Raw genomic sequence first — 17,273 nt, 5'->3', positions numbered from 1 at the left:
CTGCGGGAGGGATCGTCATGGCATCGACCCGATGGCTGAGGGTCGCCGGTCGCGTTGCGCTGCCGGCGTGGGCACTGCTGTACGCGGCGTCGGTCGTGGTGGGGAAGGCGACGACGGTCGAGCCGTCGAACCTGGCGCTCGCGTGGCCCGCGGCCGCTGTGGCGACCGTCTGGGTGCTGGCCACCCGTGGCACCCGGGGGCGGGTGCTCGCGCTGCTGCTCATCGGCGTCCTGAACGCGTCGCTCAACGCGCTCACCGGGACAGAGCCGGTGGCGTCGGCGCTCTTCGGCGTCGTCAACGTGGCGCACACCGTCGTCGTCCTGGCGGTGCTCGCCCGGTTCGACTGGCGCGAGCTGCGACGGATGTCGCGGCTTCCCGACATCCCGGTGCTCATGCTCGCCTCGCTGAGCGGAGCGGTGGTCAGCGCCGCCGCGGGCGGCACCGTCGCCGCCGCCCGGATGGGCGGCTCGCTGGCCGCGGACGTGCTGCTCATCGGGTGCCGCAACACCGTCAGCACCTTCGTCGGCGTCGCGGCACTGAGTGCCGTGCCCTGGATCCTGCGGTCCGGTGGGCCCGCCAGCCTGCGCGAGCGGGTCGTCCTCGTGCTCACGACCCTCGTGGCGACCACCCTCGTCATGGGCGCGGCGAACGGGATGCCCATCGCCTTCGTGCTCGTGCCGTTCACCGTCCTGGTCGCGCTGCGCTGCGGTCCGCCGCTGACCGGCGCGCTCGCCGGCCTCCAGGGCGTCGTCGTGGTCGTGGCGACCACCCTCGGCCGGGGACCCTCCGCCATGCTCGGGAACGCCCCCACGCGGGTGCTGCTCGCCCAGTCGTTGATCGTCGTCCTCGTGCTGGTCGGCCTGGCGCTCGCGATCCAGGAGGAGGGCCGCGCGGCGGCGCTCGACCGCAGCCGTGAGGCGGAGGAGCGGTTGGCGTTCCTCGCCCTCCACGACGACCTCACCGGGCTGGCGAACCGGATCCTCGCCCGCGACCGGCTGGGCGTGGCGCTCAGCCAGTCCGCACGGGCAGCCGAGCCGATGGCCGTCCTGTACCTCGACATCGACCGGTTCAAGTCGATCAACGACCGCTACGGCCACGAGGGCGGCGACACGGTGCTCCGCGAGGTGGCCCGCCGGCTCGGTCCGGTCGTCCGTCCCCACGACACCGTCGCGCGGATCGGCGGGGACGAGTTCCTCGTGCTCTGCCCGGCGATCGGGGCACCCGACCGGGCCCAGCAGATCGCCGACCGGGTGCTGGGTGCGATGGGCGAGCCGATCCTGGTCGACGGCGAGCCGGTGCAGGTCAGCGTGAGCGTGGGGGTCACGGTCACCGACGGACGCGACACCGACGCGCAGGAGCTGATGCGCCGGGCCGACGGCGCGATGTACACCGCCAAGGAGCGCGGCCGGGGGCAGTTCGCGGTCGAGGGCCAGGTCCGCGCGGAGGCCGAGCGGTCGGCCCGCACGCTCGACGAGCTGCGCCGGGGCTTCGACTTCGACGAGCTGATGATGGAGTACCAGCCGATCGTCGACATGGTGACCGGCAAGGCCGTCGCACTCGAGGCGCTGGTCCGCTGGCGCCATCCCGAGCGCGGGCTGCTCCGCGCGGAGGACTTCGTCGACCTGCTGGAGGCCAGCGACCTGGTCGACGCACTCGCGCAGCTGTCCCTGGGCGAGGCGTGCCGCGACGGCGCGCGGCTGCACGCGGCCGGCCACGAGCTCGGCATGCACGTGAACCTGGGTGCCCGCCAGCTGGAGCGCCCGGAGCTCGTCGACGAGGTCCGCGCCGTACTGGCGGAGACCGGGTTCGACGCGCGGGCGCTCACGCTCGAGGTCACCGAGACGCACTCCCTCGAGGTCAACCCCGCTCTCGTGAACCGGCTCAACGACCTGCGCGCGCTCGGCGTGCAGATCGCCGTCGACGACTTCGGGACCGGCTACAGCGCCCTGTCCCAGCTGATCGACCTGCCGATCGACATGGTGAAGCTGGACCGGCGGTTCGTCGAGCAGATCGACCTCCGGCCGCCCGCCCGCGCGGTCGGCGACGGCGTGCTCCTCATCGCGCAGGCGATGGAGCTGCGCTCGGTCGCGGAGGGGATCGAGACCAAGGCACAGGAGCAGCGGCTCCTCGGCATGGGCTACCGGTGGGCCCAGGGCCACCTCTACAGCCCGGCGCTGCCCGCCAGCCGGCTCTCCTCGTGGCTGGGGGAGCGCGCCGCCTGACGGCCCGGGCCGACGCCCCCGCGGCGTGATCTGCGTCCCGCCTGCACGCCGTCACATGGCGGAAGTCATAGTCTGTCAGCGTGCCATCGTCGAACCCGTCCGTCCGCCCCGCTCCGGTGGACGCCCCGATCGGGATCTTCGACTCCGGTTTCGGCGGGCTGACCGTCGCGCGCTCGGTCATCGACCAGCTGCCGCACGAGTCGATCACCTACCTCGGCGACACGGCGCGGGCGCCGTACGGGCCGAAGACGATCGCGGAGGTCCGTGAGTACTCCCTCGAGTGCCTCGACCACCTCGTGCACCAGGGCGTGAAGGCGCTGGTCATCGCCTGCAACTCCGCGAGCGGCGCGATGCTCCGCGACGCGCGGGAGCGGTACGACGTACCGGTGGTCGAGGTGATCCTGCCCGCCGTGCGGCGCGCGGTGTCGGCCACCAAGAACGGCCGGGTCGGCGTCATCTGCACGCGATCGACCGCGGAGTCGATGGCCTACGACGACGCGTTCGCCGCGGCTCCGCACCTCCAGGTCACCACGCGCGCCTGCCCGCGCTTCGTCGACTTCGTCGAGCAGGGCATCACCGGCGGCGACGAGCTGCTCGCGGTCGCGCACGAGTACCTCGACCCGCTGACCGAGCTCGACGTCGACACGCTGATCCTCGGCTGCACGCACTACCCGCTGCTGACCGGCGTCATCTCCTACGTCATGGGTGAGGACGTCACGCTCGTCAGCAGCGCGGAGGAGAGCGCCAAGGACGTCTACCGGATGCTCGCCGACACCGGCCTGATGCGGCCGGGCGGCGAGCCGTCGTACTCCTTCGCGACCACGGGTTCCCCCGCCGAGTTCGAGACGATCGGCAGGCGTTTTCTCGGGCCAGAGCTGGCCGCAGCCGGGCAGTTCGCAGGAGGTCTCCGGTGACGATGAAGCTGACGATCGTGGGCTGCTCGGGTTCCTACCCCGGGCCGGAGTCGGTGGCGAGCTGCTACCTGGTCCAGGCCGAGGGCAACGACGCCGAGAGCGGCAAGCGGCGCACCTGGAACTTGGTGCTCGACCTCGGGAACGGCGCGCTCGGGCAACTGCAGCGGTACGTCGACCCGCTCGACGTCGACGCCGTGCTGCTCAGCCACCTGCACGCCGACCACTGCGTGGACATGACGAGCTACTACGTCGTGCGGAAGTACCACCCGACCGGCACCCAGCCGAAGCTCCCCGTGTGGGGCCCGAAGGGCACGCGCCGCCGGCTCGCGAAGGCCTACGACCTGCCGGTGAAGACCGGGATGAGCGAGGAGTTCACGTTCCACCGTCTCGAGGGCGGCTTCCACGTGGGCCCGTTCGCGATCACGCCGTACGAGGTGGACCACCCGGTGCCGGCCTTCGGCTTCCGGATCACCGTCGGTGACGCGGTGCTCGCCTACAGCGGCGACACCGGCCCCACCGATGCGCTGCTCGACCTCGCCGCCGACGCCGACCTGTTCCTCTGCGAGGCCTCGTTCCGCGCCGGCGACGACAACCCGCCCAGCCTGCACCTGACCGGCGCCGAGGCCGGCGAGTACGCCAGCAAGGCCGACGCCAAGCTCCTCGTCGTCACCCACGTCCCCCCGTGGCACGAGGCCGACGTCATCATGGGCGAGGTCGTGTCGGCGTACTCCGGCCCCGCCGAGCTCGCCGTCGCCGGCGCCACCTACGACCTGGGTTGAATCGAGGGTCCCTCGGGGTTGATTCGAAGGTCTGTCGCGGTTGATTCGAAGGTCTGTCGCGGTTGATTCGTGACTTCCTCAACGACGGTTCTTGGCGCCGCGCTCCAGCCGCCGCCGATTCGAGTACGGCGACGCGAGCGCCTCGCGCAGCTCGTGGATCCAGCGGTCCAGGGCTGCGCCGGTGAAGTCGCCGCGCCGCACCACGATCACGGTCCACCCGTGGGCGCGCAGCCACGCGCGCCGCTCCTCGTCGTGGGCTACCTGCTCCGGGGTCCGCTCGTGTGCGTCGTAGCCGTCGTACTCGACCGCGACCCGACGGTGCGCGTAGGCCAGGTCGAGTCGATAGGTCGCCACCCCGTCCACGGTGACCCAGACCTGGAGCTCGGGCGCCGGCAGACCTGCGTCGATGATCGCGAGCCGGGTCCAGGACTCGCGCGCCGACTCCGAGCGCGGGTCCGCCAGCGGGATCAGCTCGCGCAGCTGGACGACCCCGCGCCGCCGGCGGAAGCGGTAGGACGCCATGGTCAAGGCCGGCGCGGTCAGCTCGTGGTCGCGTCGGAATGCGTCGAGTGCGGCCAGCGCGTCGCGCCGCTCGAGGATGCAACCGAGATCGAGCGCCGTCCGCAGAGGTGTCGTCACGCGTACGCCGCCGACCTCCATGATGTCGCCGTCGGCGAGGTCCCGGGTGCGTCCGTCCACTCCGCCACGCAGGCACGGACCGTGGCCACGTCGGGCACAGACCTCGACGTCGGGCACGGCACCGAGCTCGCCGTACGTGAGCACGTCGATGCCGTGCAGCCATGCGGCGGTCCGGTCACAGACGATCTGGTGCGGTCGCATGACGCGGGCAGCAGCCGCGGCGCGTACGGCGAGCGTCACCTCGACGTCGGCACGGACGAAGACGCCACGCAGCAGCGTGACGATGTGCCTGGTCTCGCGCAGATGGTCCAGGTCCGCTCGCGTGACGCCGAGCGGCCGGACGTCGGCGAACGTGAACGGGTGGTCGGGCAGTGGGGGCTTGGTCATGGCCGGACGATCCGCCTCCGGCAGGAGGTGCGGCATCGGTCCGCCCGGCAGGTGTGGACGAAGGCTCGCCGTGCCTCGCCTGTGGACGGTGAGTGGGCCGGATCGACCTTCGAATCAACCTCGACACGCCTTCGATTCGACCCGCACGCACGCTCGAATCAACCTCGACAGACCTTCGAATCAACCTCGACAGACCTTCGAATCGAGGTCAGACGAGGCCGGCGTCGTGGACGCAGATGGCGATCTGGACCCGATTGGTGACCTGGAGCTTGTCGAAGAGCCGGGAGACGTGGGCCTTCACGGTGGGGACCGAGAGGTAGAGCTCGGAGGCGATCTCGGCGTTGGCGAGGCCGCGGCCGACGGCGAGGGCGACCTCGAGCTCGCGCTCGGTGAGGCGGTCGAGGCGGGTCCTGGCGTCGTCGGAGCGGTCCTGGCCGTCGTCGGCGCGGAGCCGGTCGATGAGGGTACGGGTGACCGAGGGGGAGAGCATCGGGTCGCCCGCGGCGACCGTGCGCAGCGCGCCGACGATCTCCGCCGGCGGGGTGTCCTTGAGCAGGAACCCGTCCGCGCCCGCGGCGAGCGCACCCACCACGTGGTCGTCGGCGTCGAACGTCGTCAGCACGATCACCCGCGGCGGCTCCGCGTCGGCGTGCAGCTCGCGGGTCGCGGCGAGGCCGTCGAGGCGCGGCATCCGGATGTCCATGAGTACGACGTCCGGGCGCAGCCGCCGCACCAGGTCGACGCCGGCCCGCCCGTCGGCCGCCTCGCCGACGACCGACACGTCCGACTGCCCGCCGAGCATGAGCGAGAGCGCCGAGCGGACGAGCGGGTCGTCGTCGACGATGACGACCCGGATCTGCTCGCTCACGCGGCCCACGGTAGCCAAGCGCGCAGGACGAACGAGTCGCCCTCGACGCCGTGGCGCAGCCGCCCGCCGGCGAGCTCGGCCCGCTCGGCGAGTCCGACCAGCCCGAGGCCCGCGCCCGGCGTGCTCGTCGGGCCGAACCCGAAGCCGTTTCGTACCACCACCGTGAGGCCGTCGTCGGGCGAGCCGCTCACAGTGATGCCGATCGCCGACGCCGGCGCGTGCTTGCGGGCGTTGGTGATCGCCTCCTGCACGATGCGGTACGCCGTACGCCCGACCGCGTCCGGCACGACGCTCCCAGCCGGCAGCGGCTCGTAGGTCACCCGCGCCCCCGACTCGCGGGCGTCCTCGACCAGCCCCGCGATGTCGGCGTACGTCGGCTGCGGGCCGGTGAGCGGCGACCCGTTCTCGTCCCGCAGCACCCCCAGGACGCCGCGGAGATCGGTGAGCGCCTCGTGCGCCTTCTCCTGGATGACGGCCGCGCTGGCCCGCATCTCGTCGGCGCCGAGGTCGTCGCGGAACGTCAGCGCCCCGGCGTGCAGGGAGATCTGCGAGATCCGGTGCGCGAGTACGTCGTGCATCTCCCGCGCGATCCGGTTGCGCTCGGCGGTCTGCGCCTGGGTCACCCGCAGGTCGCGCTCGGCCTCGGCGCTCTCCGCCCGCTGCCGCAGGGTCCAGACGAGCTCGCGGCGCGAGCCGATGTAGAGGCCCCAGCCGACCGCCGCCGCGGTCGCGACCACGTTGATGCCGACGTCGAGCAGGACGTCGTACCACTTGCTGCCGTCGCTCGCGGTGATCAGGCTGAACTGCTGGGCGCACGCGAAGCTGACCGCCGCGACCGGCCCGATCTCGCGGCCGCGCCGGCGGGTGGCCAGCGAGACGACCGCGAGCAGGCCGGGCCCGGCCGCGATGCCGGAGAACGCGCTCATGATCGAGGTGAGCACCGCGACCCACACGGGGACGCGGCGGCGGAAGTGCACCAGCACGAACGCGGCGATGCCGAGGCAGAAGTCGAGGGCGACGTACCAGTCGCCGATCTCGAGCTCCTTGCCGCGCACCTCGGCCCAGACCAGGGAGCTCAACGCGACCATCACGACGAGGCGCCACGCGTGGCCCCACACGGTCAGCCGCGGCTGGAACTCACGGGGATCGGGACATTGCACACGCTCACGCTAGTGAGCCGGGCGCCGCACGGCATCGGGCGGCGGTCGCTGCCGACCCCCTACCAAAGTTTCACAGGATCTCTACGCGGGTCCGATGCTTCCCGGAGCCCGGATGGGCAGGCTGTTCCCCATGATCACGATCGATCGACTCACCAAGGACTACGGCTCCTTCCGGGCGCTGGACGAGGTCAGCTTCGTCTGCCAGCCCGGTCGGGTGACCGGCTTCCTGGGCCCGAACGGCGCCGGGAAGACCACCACGATGCGCGTCCTGGTCGGGCTGACCCCCGCCACCAGCGGCAGCGTCACGATCGGTGGCCTCGACTACCACCAGATTCCGAACCCCGGCCGGCACGTGGGCGTGCTCCTCGACGCCTCGGCCCAGCACGCCGGCCGTACCGGCCGCGAGATCCTCGGCATCGCCGCGCAGACGATGGGCCTGCCGGCCGCGCGCGTGGACCAGATGCTCGAGATGGTCTCCCTCGAGAGGAGCGAGGCCAACCGCCGGCTGCGCAACTACTCCCTCGGCATGAAGCAGCGGCTCGGCATCGCGCACGCCCTGCTGGGCGACCCGTCGGTGCTGATCCTCGACGAGCCCGCCAACGGCCTCGACCCCGCCGGCATCCGGTGGATGCGCGACCTGCTGAAGGGGTACGCCGACCGTGGCGGCACGGTCCTGCTGTCCAGCCACCTGCTCAACGAGGTCGAGCTGATCGCCGACGAGCTGGTCCTCATCGGCCACGGCAGGATCGTCGCCCAGGGCGACAAGCAGACGCTGCTCGCCAGCTCGAAGGGCGCCGCGACCACCCTGGTCACCGCCCTCGACAACGACGCGCTCAAGGGCGCGCTGACGGCCGCGGGCATCTCGGTGACCGCCGCCGGCGCCGGCCTGCGCGTCGAGGCGACGCCCGAGCAGACCAGCCGGGTCGCGCTCGACGCCCGGCTCGTCCTCACCGACCTGCGCTCGGGAGCCGCGGGGCTCGAGGACCTGTTCCTCGACCTCACCTCCGACAGCCAGCGCGACGTACTCGACCAAGGAGCCTCGGCATGAGCGCCACCACCGCACCCCCCACCCTCGACGTCTCGGGGACCCCGCAGGTCCCGATGACCCGGCTTGCCGCGGTCGAGATGCGCAAGGCCCTCGACACCCGCGCCGGCCGCTGGTTCGCCGGCTCGATCCTCGGGCTCGTCCTCGTCGTGTGTCTCATCGTCGCGATGGCGATCCCCGACGCCGACAAGGACTTCGGCCTGTTCCTGCAGATCGCCGGCGGCGTGCTCGGCTACTTCCTGCCGATCCTGATCATCATGCTGGTCACCAGCGAGGCCAGCCAGCGCAACGGCCTGGTCACCTTCACCTTGGAGCCGAAGCGGTCCCGGGTGGTGCAGGCGAAGTTCATCGCCGGCGTGCTCCTGGCGCTCGGCGTGATGGTGCTCGCCGCGGTGGTCGCCGTCATCGGCACCCTGTTCGCCACGGTGCTCGGCGCCTCGCCGGAGTGGTCCATCGACGGCCACCTGGTCTTCAACGGGTTCATCCTGGCGAACATCATCGGCATCTTCGTCGGCTTCGCGATCGCGATGCTGCTGATGAACACACCCGGCGCGATCGTCGGCTACTTCGCCTACAGCCTGATCCTCCCGATCGCCGCCGGCCTGCTCAGCGCGCTGAGCCAGACCATGCACGACGTCATCCCCTGGATCGAGTTCAACACCGCCCAGACGCCGCTGTTCAGCGGCGACTACCAGCCGACGGGCGAGGAGTGGGCGCAGATCGCGGTGTCGGGGACGATCTGGCTGATCATCCCGCTGACCTTCGGGATCATGCGGCTGCTGCGCATCGAGTTCAAGTAGGTCCCCGAGCGGAGCGGTAGGTTGGCGGGCATGGCCGCCGCTCCCGTGCCACACCGCGACGTACGCGTACGCCGAGTCGGGTTCACCTATCCCGAAGGCGCGCTGCACAAGCACTACGTGGACGGCGACCTCGTGATGAGTCACGTGGTCGCCGTCCTCAGCGCCACGTTCCCGCCGGGGGAGGACTTCTTCGTGCGCTCGGTGCGCCACTTCCGCGACCGGGTCGACGACCCGGAGCTCTCGGCCCAGGTGCGCGGGTTCATCGGCCAGGAGGTCACCCACGGGCGCGAGCACGTCGAGCTCAACGACCGGCTGCAGCAGATGGGCTACCCAACCCGCCGGGTCTCGGCGTTCGTGGAGTGGTCCCTCGCCGACGCGTGGAAGCGGGCGCCCAAGAAGCTGTGCCTCGCCTACACCGCGGCGCTCGAGCACTACACGGCCACGATCGCGGAGTGCCTGCTTCGCAAGCCCGAGGCGCAGCGGCTGCTCGGTGACACCGAGGTGCGCAACATCCTGCTGTGGCACGCGCTGGAGGAGTCGGAGCACAAGGCGGTCGCGTTCGACGTCTACCGCGCGGTCGGCGGCAGCGAGCGGATGCGTCGGTGGGGGTTCCGGATCCAGAGCGTCGGCCTGATCGGACTGGTCGTGGTGGGGACCCTGCTCTCGCTGCTGACCGACCGGGCGGCGTACAACCCCGTCCGTCTCGTCCGCAGCCTGCTGGCCCTGCGGCACTCGCCCTTCCTGCAGCGCGACGTGATCGCGCACCTGCGGGCCTACACGCGCGAGGGCTTCCATCCCGACGACTTCGACAGCACCGAGCTGGTCGCCGAGTGGTCGGCACGCCTGTTCGGACCCGACGGGACGCTGCGCGACCACCTCCCCTAGGTTCGTCCCCATGACTGCGACACCCCGCGAGGACGGCCGCGCCGACGACGAGCTGCGCCCGATCACGATCACCCGCAACTGGCTCGACCACCCGGCGGGGTCGGTGCTGATCGAGTTCGGCAAGACCCGCGTGCTGTGCGCGGCGTCGGCGTCGGAGGGCGTGCCGCGGTGGCGCAAGGGCTCCGGGCTGGGCTGGGTGACGGCGGAGTACGCGATGCTCCCGGCCTCCACCAACACCCGCTCGGACCGTGAGTCGGTCAAGGGCCGGATCGGCGGCCGCACCCACGAGATCAGCCGGCTGATCGGCCGCTCGCTGCGCGCGGTCATCGACTACAAGGCGCTCGGCGAGAACACCATCCAGATCGACTGTGACGTGCTCCAGGCCGACGGCGGCACCCGCACCGCGGCGATCACCGGGGCGTACGTCGCTCTCGCCGACGCGTGCGCCAAGCTCGGCACCACGAGCGCCCTGACCGGCTCGGTGGCCGCCGTCAGCGTCGGGATCATCGACGGCGTACCCCGCCTCGACCTGCCCTACGTCGAGGACGTGCGCGCCGAGACCGACATGAACGTCGTGATGACCGGCGAGGGCAAGTACGTCGAGGTGCAGGGCACCGCCGAGGGTGCCGCCTTCGACCGCGCCGAGCTCGACCTGCTGCTCGGGCTCGCGGAGAAGGGCTGCGCCGACCTGACGCGCATGCAGCAGGCGGCGCTCTCCACCGATGGTTGAGGGGGCGAACGAAGTGAGCCTCGGAACCCGGGTGTTGGTGGCCTCCCGGAACGCGAAGAAGCTCGCCGAGATGCAGCGGATCCTCGACGAGCACCTCGAGGGCGTGCAGGTCGTCGGGCTGGACGACGTGCCGCCGTACGACGAGCCGGTCGAGGACCAGCCGACGTTCGAGGGCAACGCCCTGCTCAAGGCGCGCGCCGGCGTCGCGGCCACCGGGCTCGCCACGCTGGCCGACGACAGCGGCCTGTGCGTGGACGCGCTGAACGGCATGCCGGGGGTGCTCTCCGCGCGCTGGTCGGGTCCGCCGAAGGACGACGACCGCAACAACCGGCTGCTGCTCGACCAGCTGAACGACGTACCCGACGAGCGCCGTACTGCCCACTTCACCTGCGCCGTCGCGCTGGTCACTCCCGACGGCCGCGAGCTGGTCGTCGAGGGCCGGATGGACGGCCGGGTGGTCCGCGAGGTGCGGGGGAGCGGCGGGTTCGGCTACGACGTGCTGTTCGTCGCCGACGACCACCCCGGCGTCACCACTGCCGAGCTGTCGGTCGCCGACAAGGACGCGATCTCGCACCGCGGCAAGGCGCTGCGCGAGATCGCCCCGCAGGTGGCCGCCCTGCTGCGCTAGTGCCGAAGGCGGGAGTCGAACCCGCACGCCCGAAGGCACACGGACCTAAACCGTGCGTGTCTGCCTGTTCCACCACTCCGGCATGGACGGGCTGAGTCTAGGCAGCCGCGAGCCCCAGGTCCTTGCGCAGCTTGGCGACGTGGCCGGTGGCCTTGACGTTGTACTGCGCCAGCTCGATCTTGCCGTCGGTGCCGACGACGAACGTCGAGCGGATGACGCCCTCGACGACCTTGCCGTAGAGCTTCTTCTCGCCGTAGGCGCCGTAGGTCTCGTGCACGGCGAGCTCGGGGTCGGACAGCAGCGTGATCGAGAGCCCGTCGCGCTCGCGGAACTTCGCGAGCTTGGACGGCTTGTCCTTGGAGATGCCGACGACGGTGTAGCCGGCGCCCTGCAGCGAGTCGAGCGAGTCGGTGAAGTCGCAGGCCTGCTTGGTGCAGCCCGGCGTCATGGCGGCGGGGTAGAAGTAGACGATGACCTTCTTGCCCTCCTCGAGCAGGTCGTAGAGGTTCACCTCGCCCTCGCTGTCGGTCGCGAGGGTGAAGTCGGGGGCGGGGTCACCGATCTCGAGCCGTGTCATGCGGGAAACCGTATCCGGTTGGTTATTGCAAACGACATGCAATAAGGTCGATCGCGTGCGCCGCCTCCCGCTGACCCGCGACCGGATGTCCCTGGTCGGCGTGCTCGCGGCGGTGATCGGCCTCAACGTCCTCGGCTGGACGGTCCTCCTGGCGGTCGTCGCCCCCCAGCACCTCGCCCTCGGTGACGCGAAGGTCTTCGGCGTCGGGGTCGGCGTGACCGCGTTCCTGCTCGGCGCCCGGCACGCGTTCGACGCCGACCACATCGCGATCATCGACAACACCACCCGCAAGCTCGTGGGCGAGGGGACGCCGTCCCACGGCACCGGCTTCTGGTTCGCGCTGGGGCACTCCAGCGTCGTGTTCGGCCTCGCCGGGCTGCTCGCCGCCGGCGTACGTGCCCTCGCCGGCCAGGTCCAGGACTCCGGCTCGACCCTGCAGCACTCGCTCGGCATCGTCGGCACCCTCGCGGCGGGGATGTTCCTCATCGCGATCGGCCTGATGAACCTCAACGCGCTGGCCGGGATCGTGCACGTCTACCGCCACCTCTCGGCCGGCACCTTCGACGAGGAGCTGCTGCACCACCACCTGCACAACCGCGGCTTCGTGGCCCGGCTGTTCCGCGGCGCGGTGTCGCGGGTGACCAAGCCGTGGCACCTCTACCCGGTCGGGCTGCTGATGGGCCTCGGCTTCGACACCGCCACCCAGATCGCGCTGCTGGTGCTGGCCGGCGGTACGGCGGCGGCGGCGCTGCCGTGGTACGCCGTGCTGGTCCTCCCGGTCCTCTTCACCGCCGGCATGACGCTCTGCGACACGATCGACGGCCTGTTCATGACCCGCGCCTACCGCTGGGCGGTCGTGGACCCGGCGCGCAAGCTGTTCTACAACTTCAGCGTCACCGCGCTCTCCGTCGCCGTCGCGCTGTCCATCGGCGGGATCGTGCTGCTCCAGCTGGTCTCCGACGAGTTCGACCCGGCCGCCCTGCGCTGGGTGGCGTACGTCGACCTGCAGGACGCGGGTTTCGTGCTGGTCGGGATCTTCGCCCTCGTGTGGGGCGCGAGCCTCGCCGGGTTCCGGATGATGGAGCGGCGCCGGACGGCCGAAGCCGTCGTCGTGGGCGATTGATAGCCTGCCGACGTGACCCAGCCGAACGACATCGAGCGCGAGATCGAAGAGGCCCGCGAGCGTCTCGCGGTCACGATCGACCAGCTGCTCTACCGCACCAGCCCGAAGACGATCGTCAGCCGCGAGATCGCGCAGGTGAAGGCGGTCTACGTCGACACGGCCACCGGTGAGCCGCGGACCGACAACATCCTCAAGACCGTCGGCGCGGTCGTCGGCGTCGTCGCCGCCATCGTCGTGCTCCGGAAGCTCAGTCGCTGACGGTGTCACGCTTGTCCGACAAGACGCCGATCCGGATGCTCCACGACCGGATCCTCTGCGAGACCGACACCGACGCCGGTGAGCGCCGCTCCTCCGGCGGCATCGTGATCCCCGCGACCGCAGCGATGGGCGCCAAGCGGCTCGCCTGGTCGCGGGTCGTCGCCGTCGGCCCGCACGCCCGCTCGATCGAGGCCGGTGACAAGGTTCTCTACGACCCCGAGGACAAGGCCGAGGTCGAGGTGCAGGGCGATACCTACGTCGTCATGCGTGAGCGGGACGTGCACGCCGTCGCCGCCGACCGCCTCGGCGACGAGACGGCCGGGCTCTACCTCTAGCCGCCGGAGGTTTCGAGGCTCGCTGCGCTCGCACCTCAACCACCGGCGGCTCCGGAGGTTTCGAGGCTCGCTGCGCTCGCACCTCAACCACCGGCGGCTCCGGAGGTTTCGAGGCTCGCTGCGCTCGCACCTCAACCACCGACGGCTCCGGAGGTTTCGAGGCTCGCTGCGCTCGCACCTCGACCACCGACGGCTCCGGAGGTTTCGAGGCTCGCTGCGCTCGCACCTCGACCACCGGCGGCTCCGGAGGTTTCGAGGCTCGCTGCGCTCGCACCTCGACCACCGGCGGCTGTCGAGACCCCTAGGCTCCCGCCATGGGCGTCAACATCGAGCACGACGGGCCGGTCACGGTGGTCACCATCGACCGGCCGGAGGTGCGCAACGCGATCGACACCGAGCACGCCCGGGCGCTCCGCGAGGCGTTCGAGGCCTTCGACGCGGACCCCGAGGCGTCGGTCGCGGTGCTGCACGGCGCCGGCGGCGTCTTCTGCGCGGGAGCGGACCTCGCCGCGGTCTCCCGCGGCGACATCGAGATCCACCAGCCCGGCGAGGGTCCGGGTCCGCTCGGTCCGACCCGGATGCTGCTGTCGAAGCCGGTGGTCGCGGCGGTCGACGGCTACGCGGTCGCCGGCGGGCTCGAGCTCGCGCTCTGGTGCGACCTTCGGGTGGTGGAGCCGTCCGCGAAGTTCGGCGTCTTCTGCCGCCGCTGGGGCGTACCGCTCATCGACGGCGGCACCGTCCGCCTCCCGCGCCTGATCGGCCAGTCGTACGCGCTCGACATGATCCTCACCGGCCGCGAGGTCGGCGCGGAGGAGGCGCTGCGGATGGGCCTCGCCAACCGGCTGGCCGCCACGGGCGCCGTGCTCGACGAGGCGGTCGCCCTCGCCCAGGAGCTCGCGACGCTGCCGCAGACCTGCCTTCGTCAGGACCGGCTGTCGGCGTACGAGCAGCACGGCCTCCCGCTCGACCAGGCCATCGCCAACGAGTGGCGGCACGGCGAGGTGTCGCTGTCCGCGGACACCATCGCCGGCGCCGCCCGGTTCGTGGGCGGCGCCGGCAGGCACGGATCTTCCCAGTAGTCGGCTAGCGGCCCGCGGTCACCAGCGACTTCAGCAGCCCCGGTCGCTCCGGGGCAGCCTTCGCCTGGCGGTAGGGGAAGTGGAACGGGTCGCTGTACGTCGACCGGACGCGCTCGTTGCCGCCGTACCAGATCGCCCAGCGGTAGGGGTTCGGCTTGAACTTCCAGTAGGTGAACCCGCGGTAGCGGCCGTCCTCGGTGCGCCCGCTGTCGACCTTCACCCAACCGCTGTCGCCGCGGGCGACGAGCCAGACCTTCTGGTCGGCCTTCGGGCGGCCCGCGACGTAGAGCCGGCCGAGGGCGCCGAACTTCCACGGGTCGTCGTGCCGGATCCGGCCGGTGCGGACGGGGATACGGGAGCTCTTCTGGTGGATCCGCGTCATCCGGAACGACGTCTCGACCGTGGCGGTCTGGTCGGTGGTCCCGAGGGACACGGTGACGTCGACGACGTAGATGCCGGGCTCGGCGCCGTAGCAGAGCTGGATCGGCTCGTCGAACGAGCCGTCGGTTCCGCCGAGCTGGATCTGGCGGAAGTCCGTGCCGTCCGGCTGGGTGATGTCGATCGTGACCAGCGGGTCGTCGGCCGCGCTCCAGTTGCCGAAGCCGTGGACGACGGTGCCCGGGCAGTGGCCCTTCGGGATCGCGACGTCGGGGACGCTCGCGTGGACCCGCAGGTCGTCGACCGCGGAGGCGGTGCCGGGCAGCGCCACGGCGGACAGGAGGTTGGAGAGCCCGAGAGTCAGGCCGAGAATGATCTTTCGCACGGGACGGAAGGTTAAAAGAATGCTCCGACGGAATCTCGGGAACGCGAAAACCGGTCGTAGGCAAGACTGTCCGGCGTTGCCCGATCTACGCCCGGGAGGAGACAGGTGACCAAGGGACCGGGGCGCGACCAGCGCGCGCCGATGGAGCGGCTGGTGCGCATCGCCGCGGTGCTGCACGCCCGCGGCCGGGCGGGCATCTCCGGCGAGGACCTCGCCGAGGTCGCCGAGTTCACCGGCGCGGAGAAGATGGACCAGCTCGCCCGCGAGCTGCGACACCTGCGCAGCCAGGGCTGGAGCATCGTCAACGTGGCCGAGCAGGGGGAGGGCTCGCACTACGTGATGGAGACCGTCGACAACCGGCTCACCGTGCGGCTCACGCCGGGTCAGCAGCGGGCGCTCCAGCAGGCGGTGCTGCTGGCCGACCGTGGCGATCTCGTGCGCCGCCTTGGGCTGCCCGCGAGCGCCAAGCCCGCGGACGTCGTACCTCCGGCGCTGCCTCTCGCCACTACCGGCGACGCGCTGTCGGTCGTCGTACGGGCGACGTCGCAGCGCGCGGTGCTGCGGTTCACCTACAAGGGCACGCCGCGCGTCGTGCACCCGGCGTCGGTGCGGTCGCAGAACGGCACGTGGTACCTCCGCGGCCGCGAGAACGGCGCCGACCTGGTCAAGACCTTCGTGGTGTCGCGGATGACCGACGTGACCTCGGACGCGCCCGGCTCCGCCGACCCGGCCGAGCCGGTGCGGCACCCCGGCCTGCACCCGATGAGCTGGGAGCTCGACCCGCCGATCGACGTGGAGCTGCGGACGACGGCGGACTACGAGCCGGACGTGCGCCGCTCGCTCGGCGAGCCCGCGGAGAGCCGCCAGGACGGCGGCGCCGTGGTGCTGCTCTTCCGGGTGACGAACCGCTCGGCGTTCCGGACCCGGCTCTATGAGCTGGGCCGCCGCGTTGAGCTGCTCGGTCCCGAGGAGATCCGCCGCGAGGTCGTCGCCGAGCTGCGCCGGATGGCCGGGCAGGAGGCGGGCTGATGGTCGCGACCCCGAAGTACGTCGCCCGTATCGCGCGGCTGCCGCAGGTCATGGAGCGGCTGATCGGCCACCCCGAGGGCCTGCCGCTGGCGACCCTGGCCGCCGACCTCGGCGTACCCGTCGACGAGCTCCGCGAGGACCTGATGGCGTTCTATGCCGCCGACGTCGGGTCGGAGTGGCTGATGGGCCTGACCCGCGTCGACGTACTGGAGTTCGTCGGCGCCGAGGGCGACGAGGCCGATCCCAACGAGGCCACCGTGGTGCGGCTGGCCAGTGACCGGCCGGCGACCGACCTCGGGGTCGAGTACGTCGACGCGTCCGAGCTCGCCCTCGTCTTCACCGCCGCCCGCGGCCTGCTCGACATCGAGCCGGACAACGAGGAGCTCGCCGGCGCCGTCGAGGTGCTGACCGAGACGATGGGCGTCCCGCTCGACGGCGGCGACGAGCCCGCCCGCGCCTGGAACCACACGCTCCGCCCGCTCCAGGACGCGGTCGCGGCCCGGCGGCGGGTGCGGATCGGCTACTCCCGCGCCTGGCGGCAAGGGGTGGGGGAGCGGGTGATCGAGCCCTACCGCCTGGTCCAGACCCGCCGCGGCTGGGAGGTCGACGCCGGCCCGCCCGACGAGCACGGTGGCCTGCGTACCTTCCTGCTCTCCAACCTCCGCTCCGTCGAGCCCCTCGACGAGACCTACGACCCACCCGCCGACCTGGCCGCCCGCCTCGACGCCCAGCGCGCCACCGAGCGCGTCGAGGTCGTCCTCCCACACTCCGGCCGCTGGGCAGCCGACATGTACGCCGAGTCCGTCGAGGTGCTCGAGGCCGACGACGAGTCGGTCAAGCTGGCGCTGGAGCTGCTCCCGCCGCTCGAGCAACGGGTCGGCATGCTCCTCCTCGCCGCCGGCCCCGCCGCCCTCGTCGTCGCCCCCGCCGAGCTGGACAACGCCGGCGCCGTGCTTGCGGAAGAGCTGCTGCTGCACCACGATGTCGGCGCCGAGCCTGTGTGAGCCACCGCCTCGACGGATCTGCGGATTCGTCTGCGCGCGCGACTCCGC

General features: G+C 71.7%; 19 protein-coding genes and 1 tRNA gene. 14 read left to right on the top strand and 6 right to left on the bottom strand.

Features of this window, described 5'->3' with window-relative positions; all coding sequences use genetic code 11:
- Positions 1–17: 17 nt before the first annotated feature.
- The 3 genes from ABD709_RS05205 to ABD709_RS05195 all read left to right on the top strand — a co-directional run bounded on the left by ABD709_RS05205 (position 18) and on the right by ABD709_RS05195 (position 3,915).
- The gene (locus tag ABD709_RS05205; protein ID WP_344772979.1) at positions 18–2,222 is read left to right on the top strand and encodes a putative bifunctional diguanylate cyclase/phosphodiesterase; all 2,205 of its coding nucleotides are present in this window, start codon (positions 18–20) and stop codon (positions 2,220–2,222) included.
- A gap of 80 nt (positions 2,223–2,302) precedes the next feature.
- Positions 2,303–3,136, top strand: coding sequence for a glutamate racemase (murI, locus tag ABD709_RS05200; protein WP_344772977.1), 834 nt, complete (start codon positions 2,303–2,305; stop codon positions 3,134–3,136).
- A 2-nt stretch (positions 3,137–3,138) separates the two neighbouring features.
- Positions 3,139–3,915, top strand: coding sequence for an MBL fold metallo-hydrolase (locus ABD709_RS05195; RefSeq protein ID WP_344773041.1), 777 nt, complete (start codon positions 3,139–3,141; stop codon positions 3,913–3,915).
- 78 nt (positions 3,916–3,993) lie between these two features.
- Here the strand turns inward: ABD709_RS05195 and ABD709_RS05190 are convergent, their stop codons facing one another.
- From ABD709_RS05190 to ABD709_RS05180, 3 genes are all read right to left on the bottom strand, one after another.
- On the bottom strand, positions 3,994–4,941 hold the full coding sequence (locus tag ABD709_RS05190) for a DUF559 domain-containing protein (protein WP_344772975.1): 948 nt from the start codon (positions 4,939–4,941) through the stop codon (positions 3,994–3,996).
- 208 nt (positions 4,942–5,149) lie between these two features.
- The gene (locus tag ABD709_RS05185) at positions 5,150–5,809 is read right to left on the bottom strand and encodes a response regulator (RefSeq protein ID WP_344772973.1); all 660 of its coding nucleotides are present in this window, start codon (positions 5,807–5,809) and stop codon (positions 5,150–5,152) included.
- Complete coding sequence (locus ABD709_RS05180; protein WP_344772971.1) at positions 5,806–6,969, bottom strand: sensor histidine kinase; 1,164 nt, start codon at positions 6,967–6,969, stop codon at positions 5,806–5,808. Before ABD709_RS05180 ends, ABD709_RS05185 begins: the two co-directional genes overlap by 4 nt.
- Positions 6,970–7,099: 130 nt before the next feature.
- On the opposite strand from ABD709_RS05180, the gene ABD709_RS05175 reads away from it, so the two are divergent.
- The 5 genes from ABD709_RS05175 to rdgB are packed head-to-tail and all read left to right on the top strand — an operon-like array spanning position 7,100 to position 11,057.
- On the top strand, positions 7,100–8,017 hold the full coding sequence (locus ABD709_RS05175; protein WP_344772969.1) for an ABC transporter ATP-binding protein: 918 nt from the start codon (positions 7,100–7,102) through the stop codon (positions 8,015–8,017).
- Entirely contained in the window at positions 8,014–8,814 is an 801-nt protein-coding gene (locus ABD709_RS05170; RefSeq protein ID WP_344772967.1) for an ABC transporter permease, read from the top strand. Before ABD709_RS05175 ends, ABD709_RS05170 begins: the two co-directional genes overlap by 4 nt.
- Before the next feature lie 30 nt (positions 8,815–8,844).
- Positions 8,845–9,699, top strand: a complete 855-nt coding sequence (locus ABD709_RS05165) for a metal-dependent hydrolase (protein ID WP_344772965.1) — start codon at positions 8,845–8,847, stop codon at positions 9,697–9,699.
- 10 nt (positions 9,700–9,709) lie between these two features.
- On the top strand, positions 9,710–10,429 hold the full coding sequence (gene rph, locus ABD709_RS05160; RefSeq protein ID WP_344772963.1) for a ribonuclease PH: 720 nt from the start codon (positions 9,710–9,712) through the stop codon (positions 10,427–10,429).
- Positions 10,422–11,057, top strand: a complete 636-nt coding sequence (gene rdgB, locus ABD709_RS05155; RefSeq protein ID WP_344772961.1) for an RdgB/HAM1 family non-canonical purine NTP pyrophosphatase — start codon at positions 10,422–10,424, stop codon at positions 11,055–11,057. The genes rph and rdgB overlap by 8 nt, the downstream gene beginning before the upstream one ends.
- Here rdgB and ABD709_RS05150 read toward each other — a convergent pair.
- Positions 11,058–11,139, bottom strand: a tRNA-Leu gene (locus ABD709_RS05150).
- A 15-nt stretch (positions 11,140–11,154) separates the two neighbouring features.
- Positions 11,155–11,634, bottom strand: coding sequence for a thioredoxin-dependent thiol peroxidase (bcp, locus tag ABD709_RS05145; protein ID WP_344772959.1), 480 nt, complete (start codon positions 11,632–11,634; stop codon positions 11,155–11,157).
- A 55-nt stretch (positions 11,635–11,689) separates the two neighbouring features.
- Here bcp and ABD709_RS05140 point away from each other — a divergent pair, with 55 nt between their 5' ends.
- The 4 genes from ABD709_RS05140 to ABD709_RS05125 all read left to right on the top strand — a co-directional run bounded on the left by ABD709_RS05140 (position 11,690) and on the right by ABD709_RS05125 (position 14,429).
- Complete coding sequence (locus ABD709_RS05140) at positions 11,690–12,757, top strand: HoxN/HupN/NixA family nickel/cobalt transporter (protein ID WP_344772958.1); 1,068 nt, start codon at positions 11,690–11,692, stop codon at positions 12,755–12,757.
- A 12-nt stretch (positions 12,758–12,769) separates the two neighbouring features.
- Entirely contained in the window at positions 12,770–13,015 is a 246-nt protein-coding gene (locus ABD709_RS05135; protein WP_344772957.1) for a DUF3618 domain-containing protein, read from the top strand.
- Between the two features lie 11 nt (positions 13,016–13,026).
- Positions 13,027–13,350, top strand: a complete 324-nt coding sequence (locus tag ABD709_RS05130) for a GroES family chaperonin (RefSeq protein ID WP_425575037.1) — start codon at positions 13,027–13,029, stop codon at positions 13,348–13,350.
- A gap of 314 nt (positions 13,351–13,664) precedes the next feature.
- Complete coding sequence (locus ABD709_RS05125) at positions 13,665–14,429, top strand: crotonase/enoyl-CoA hydratase family protein (protein WP_344772956.1); 765 nt, start codon at positions 13,665–13,667, stop codon at positions 14,427–14,429.
- A 4-nt stretch (positions 14,430–14,433) separates the two neighbouring features.
- Here ABD709_RS05125 and ABD709_RS05120 read toward each other — a convergent pair whose 3' ends face one another.
- Positions 14,434–15,192: a hypothetical protein gene (locus ABD709_RS05120; RefSeq protein ID WP_344772955.1), complete on the bottom strand. Its 759-nt coding sequence runs from the start codon at positions 15,190–15,192 to the stop codon at positions 14,434–14,436.
- A 105-nt stretch (positions 15,193–15,297) separates the two neighbouring features.
- On the opposite strand from ABD709_RS05120, the gene ABD709_RS05115 reads away from it, so the two are divergent.
- Positions 15,298–16,221: a helix-turn-helix transcriptional regulator gene (locus ABD709_RS05115; RefSeq protein ID WP_344772953.1), complete on the top strand. Its 924-nt coding sequence runs from the start codon at positions 15,298–15,300 to the stop codon at positions 16,219–16,221.
- Positions 16,221–17,225: a helix-turn-helix transcriptional regulator gene (locus tag ABD709_RS05110; protein ID WP_344772951.1), complete on the top strand. Its 1,005-nt coding sequence runs from the start codon at positions 16,221–16,223 to the stop codon at positions 17,223–17,225. Before ABD709_RS05115 ends, ABD709_RS05110 begins: the two co-directional genes overlap by 1 nt.
- The last annotated feature ends 48 nt before the right edge of the window (positions 17,226–17,273 follow it).

It is taken from the genome of Nocardioides panacisoli (assembly GCF_039537325.1).
GTDB lineage: Bacteria > Actinomycetota > Actinomycetes > Propionibacteriales > Nocardioidaceae > Nocardioides > Nocardioides panacisoli.
The sequence above is the reverse complement of the archived record's forward strand: the minus strand, read 5'-3'. Positions and strand labels throughout refer to the sequence as shown.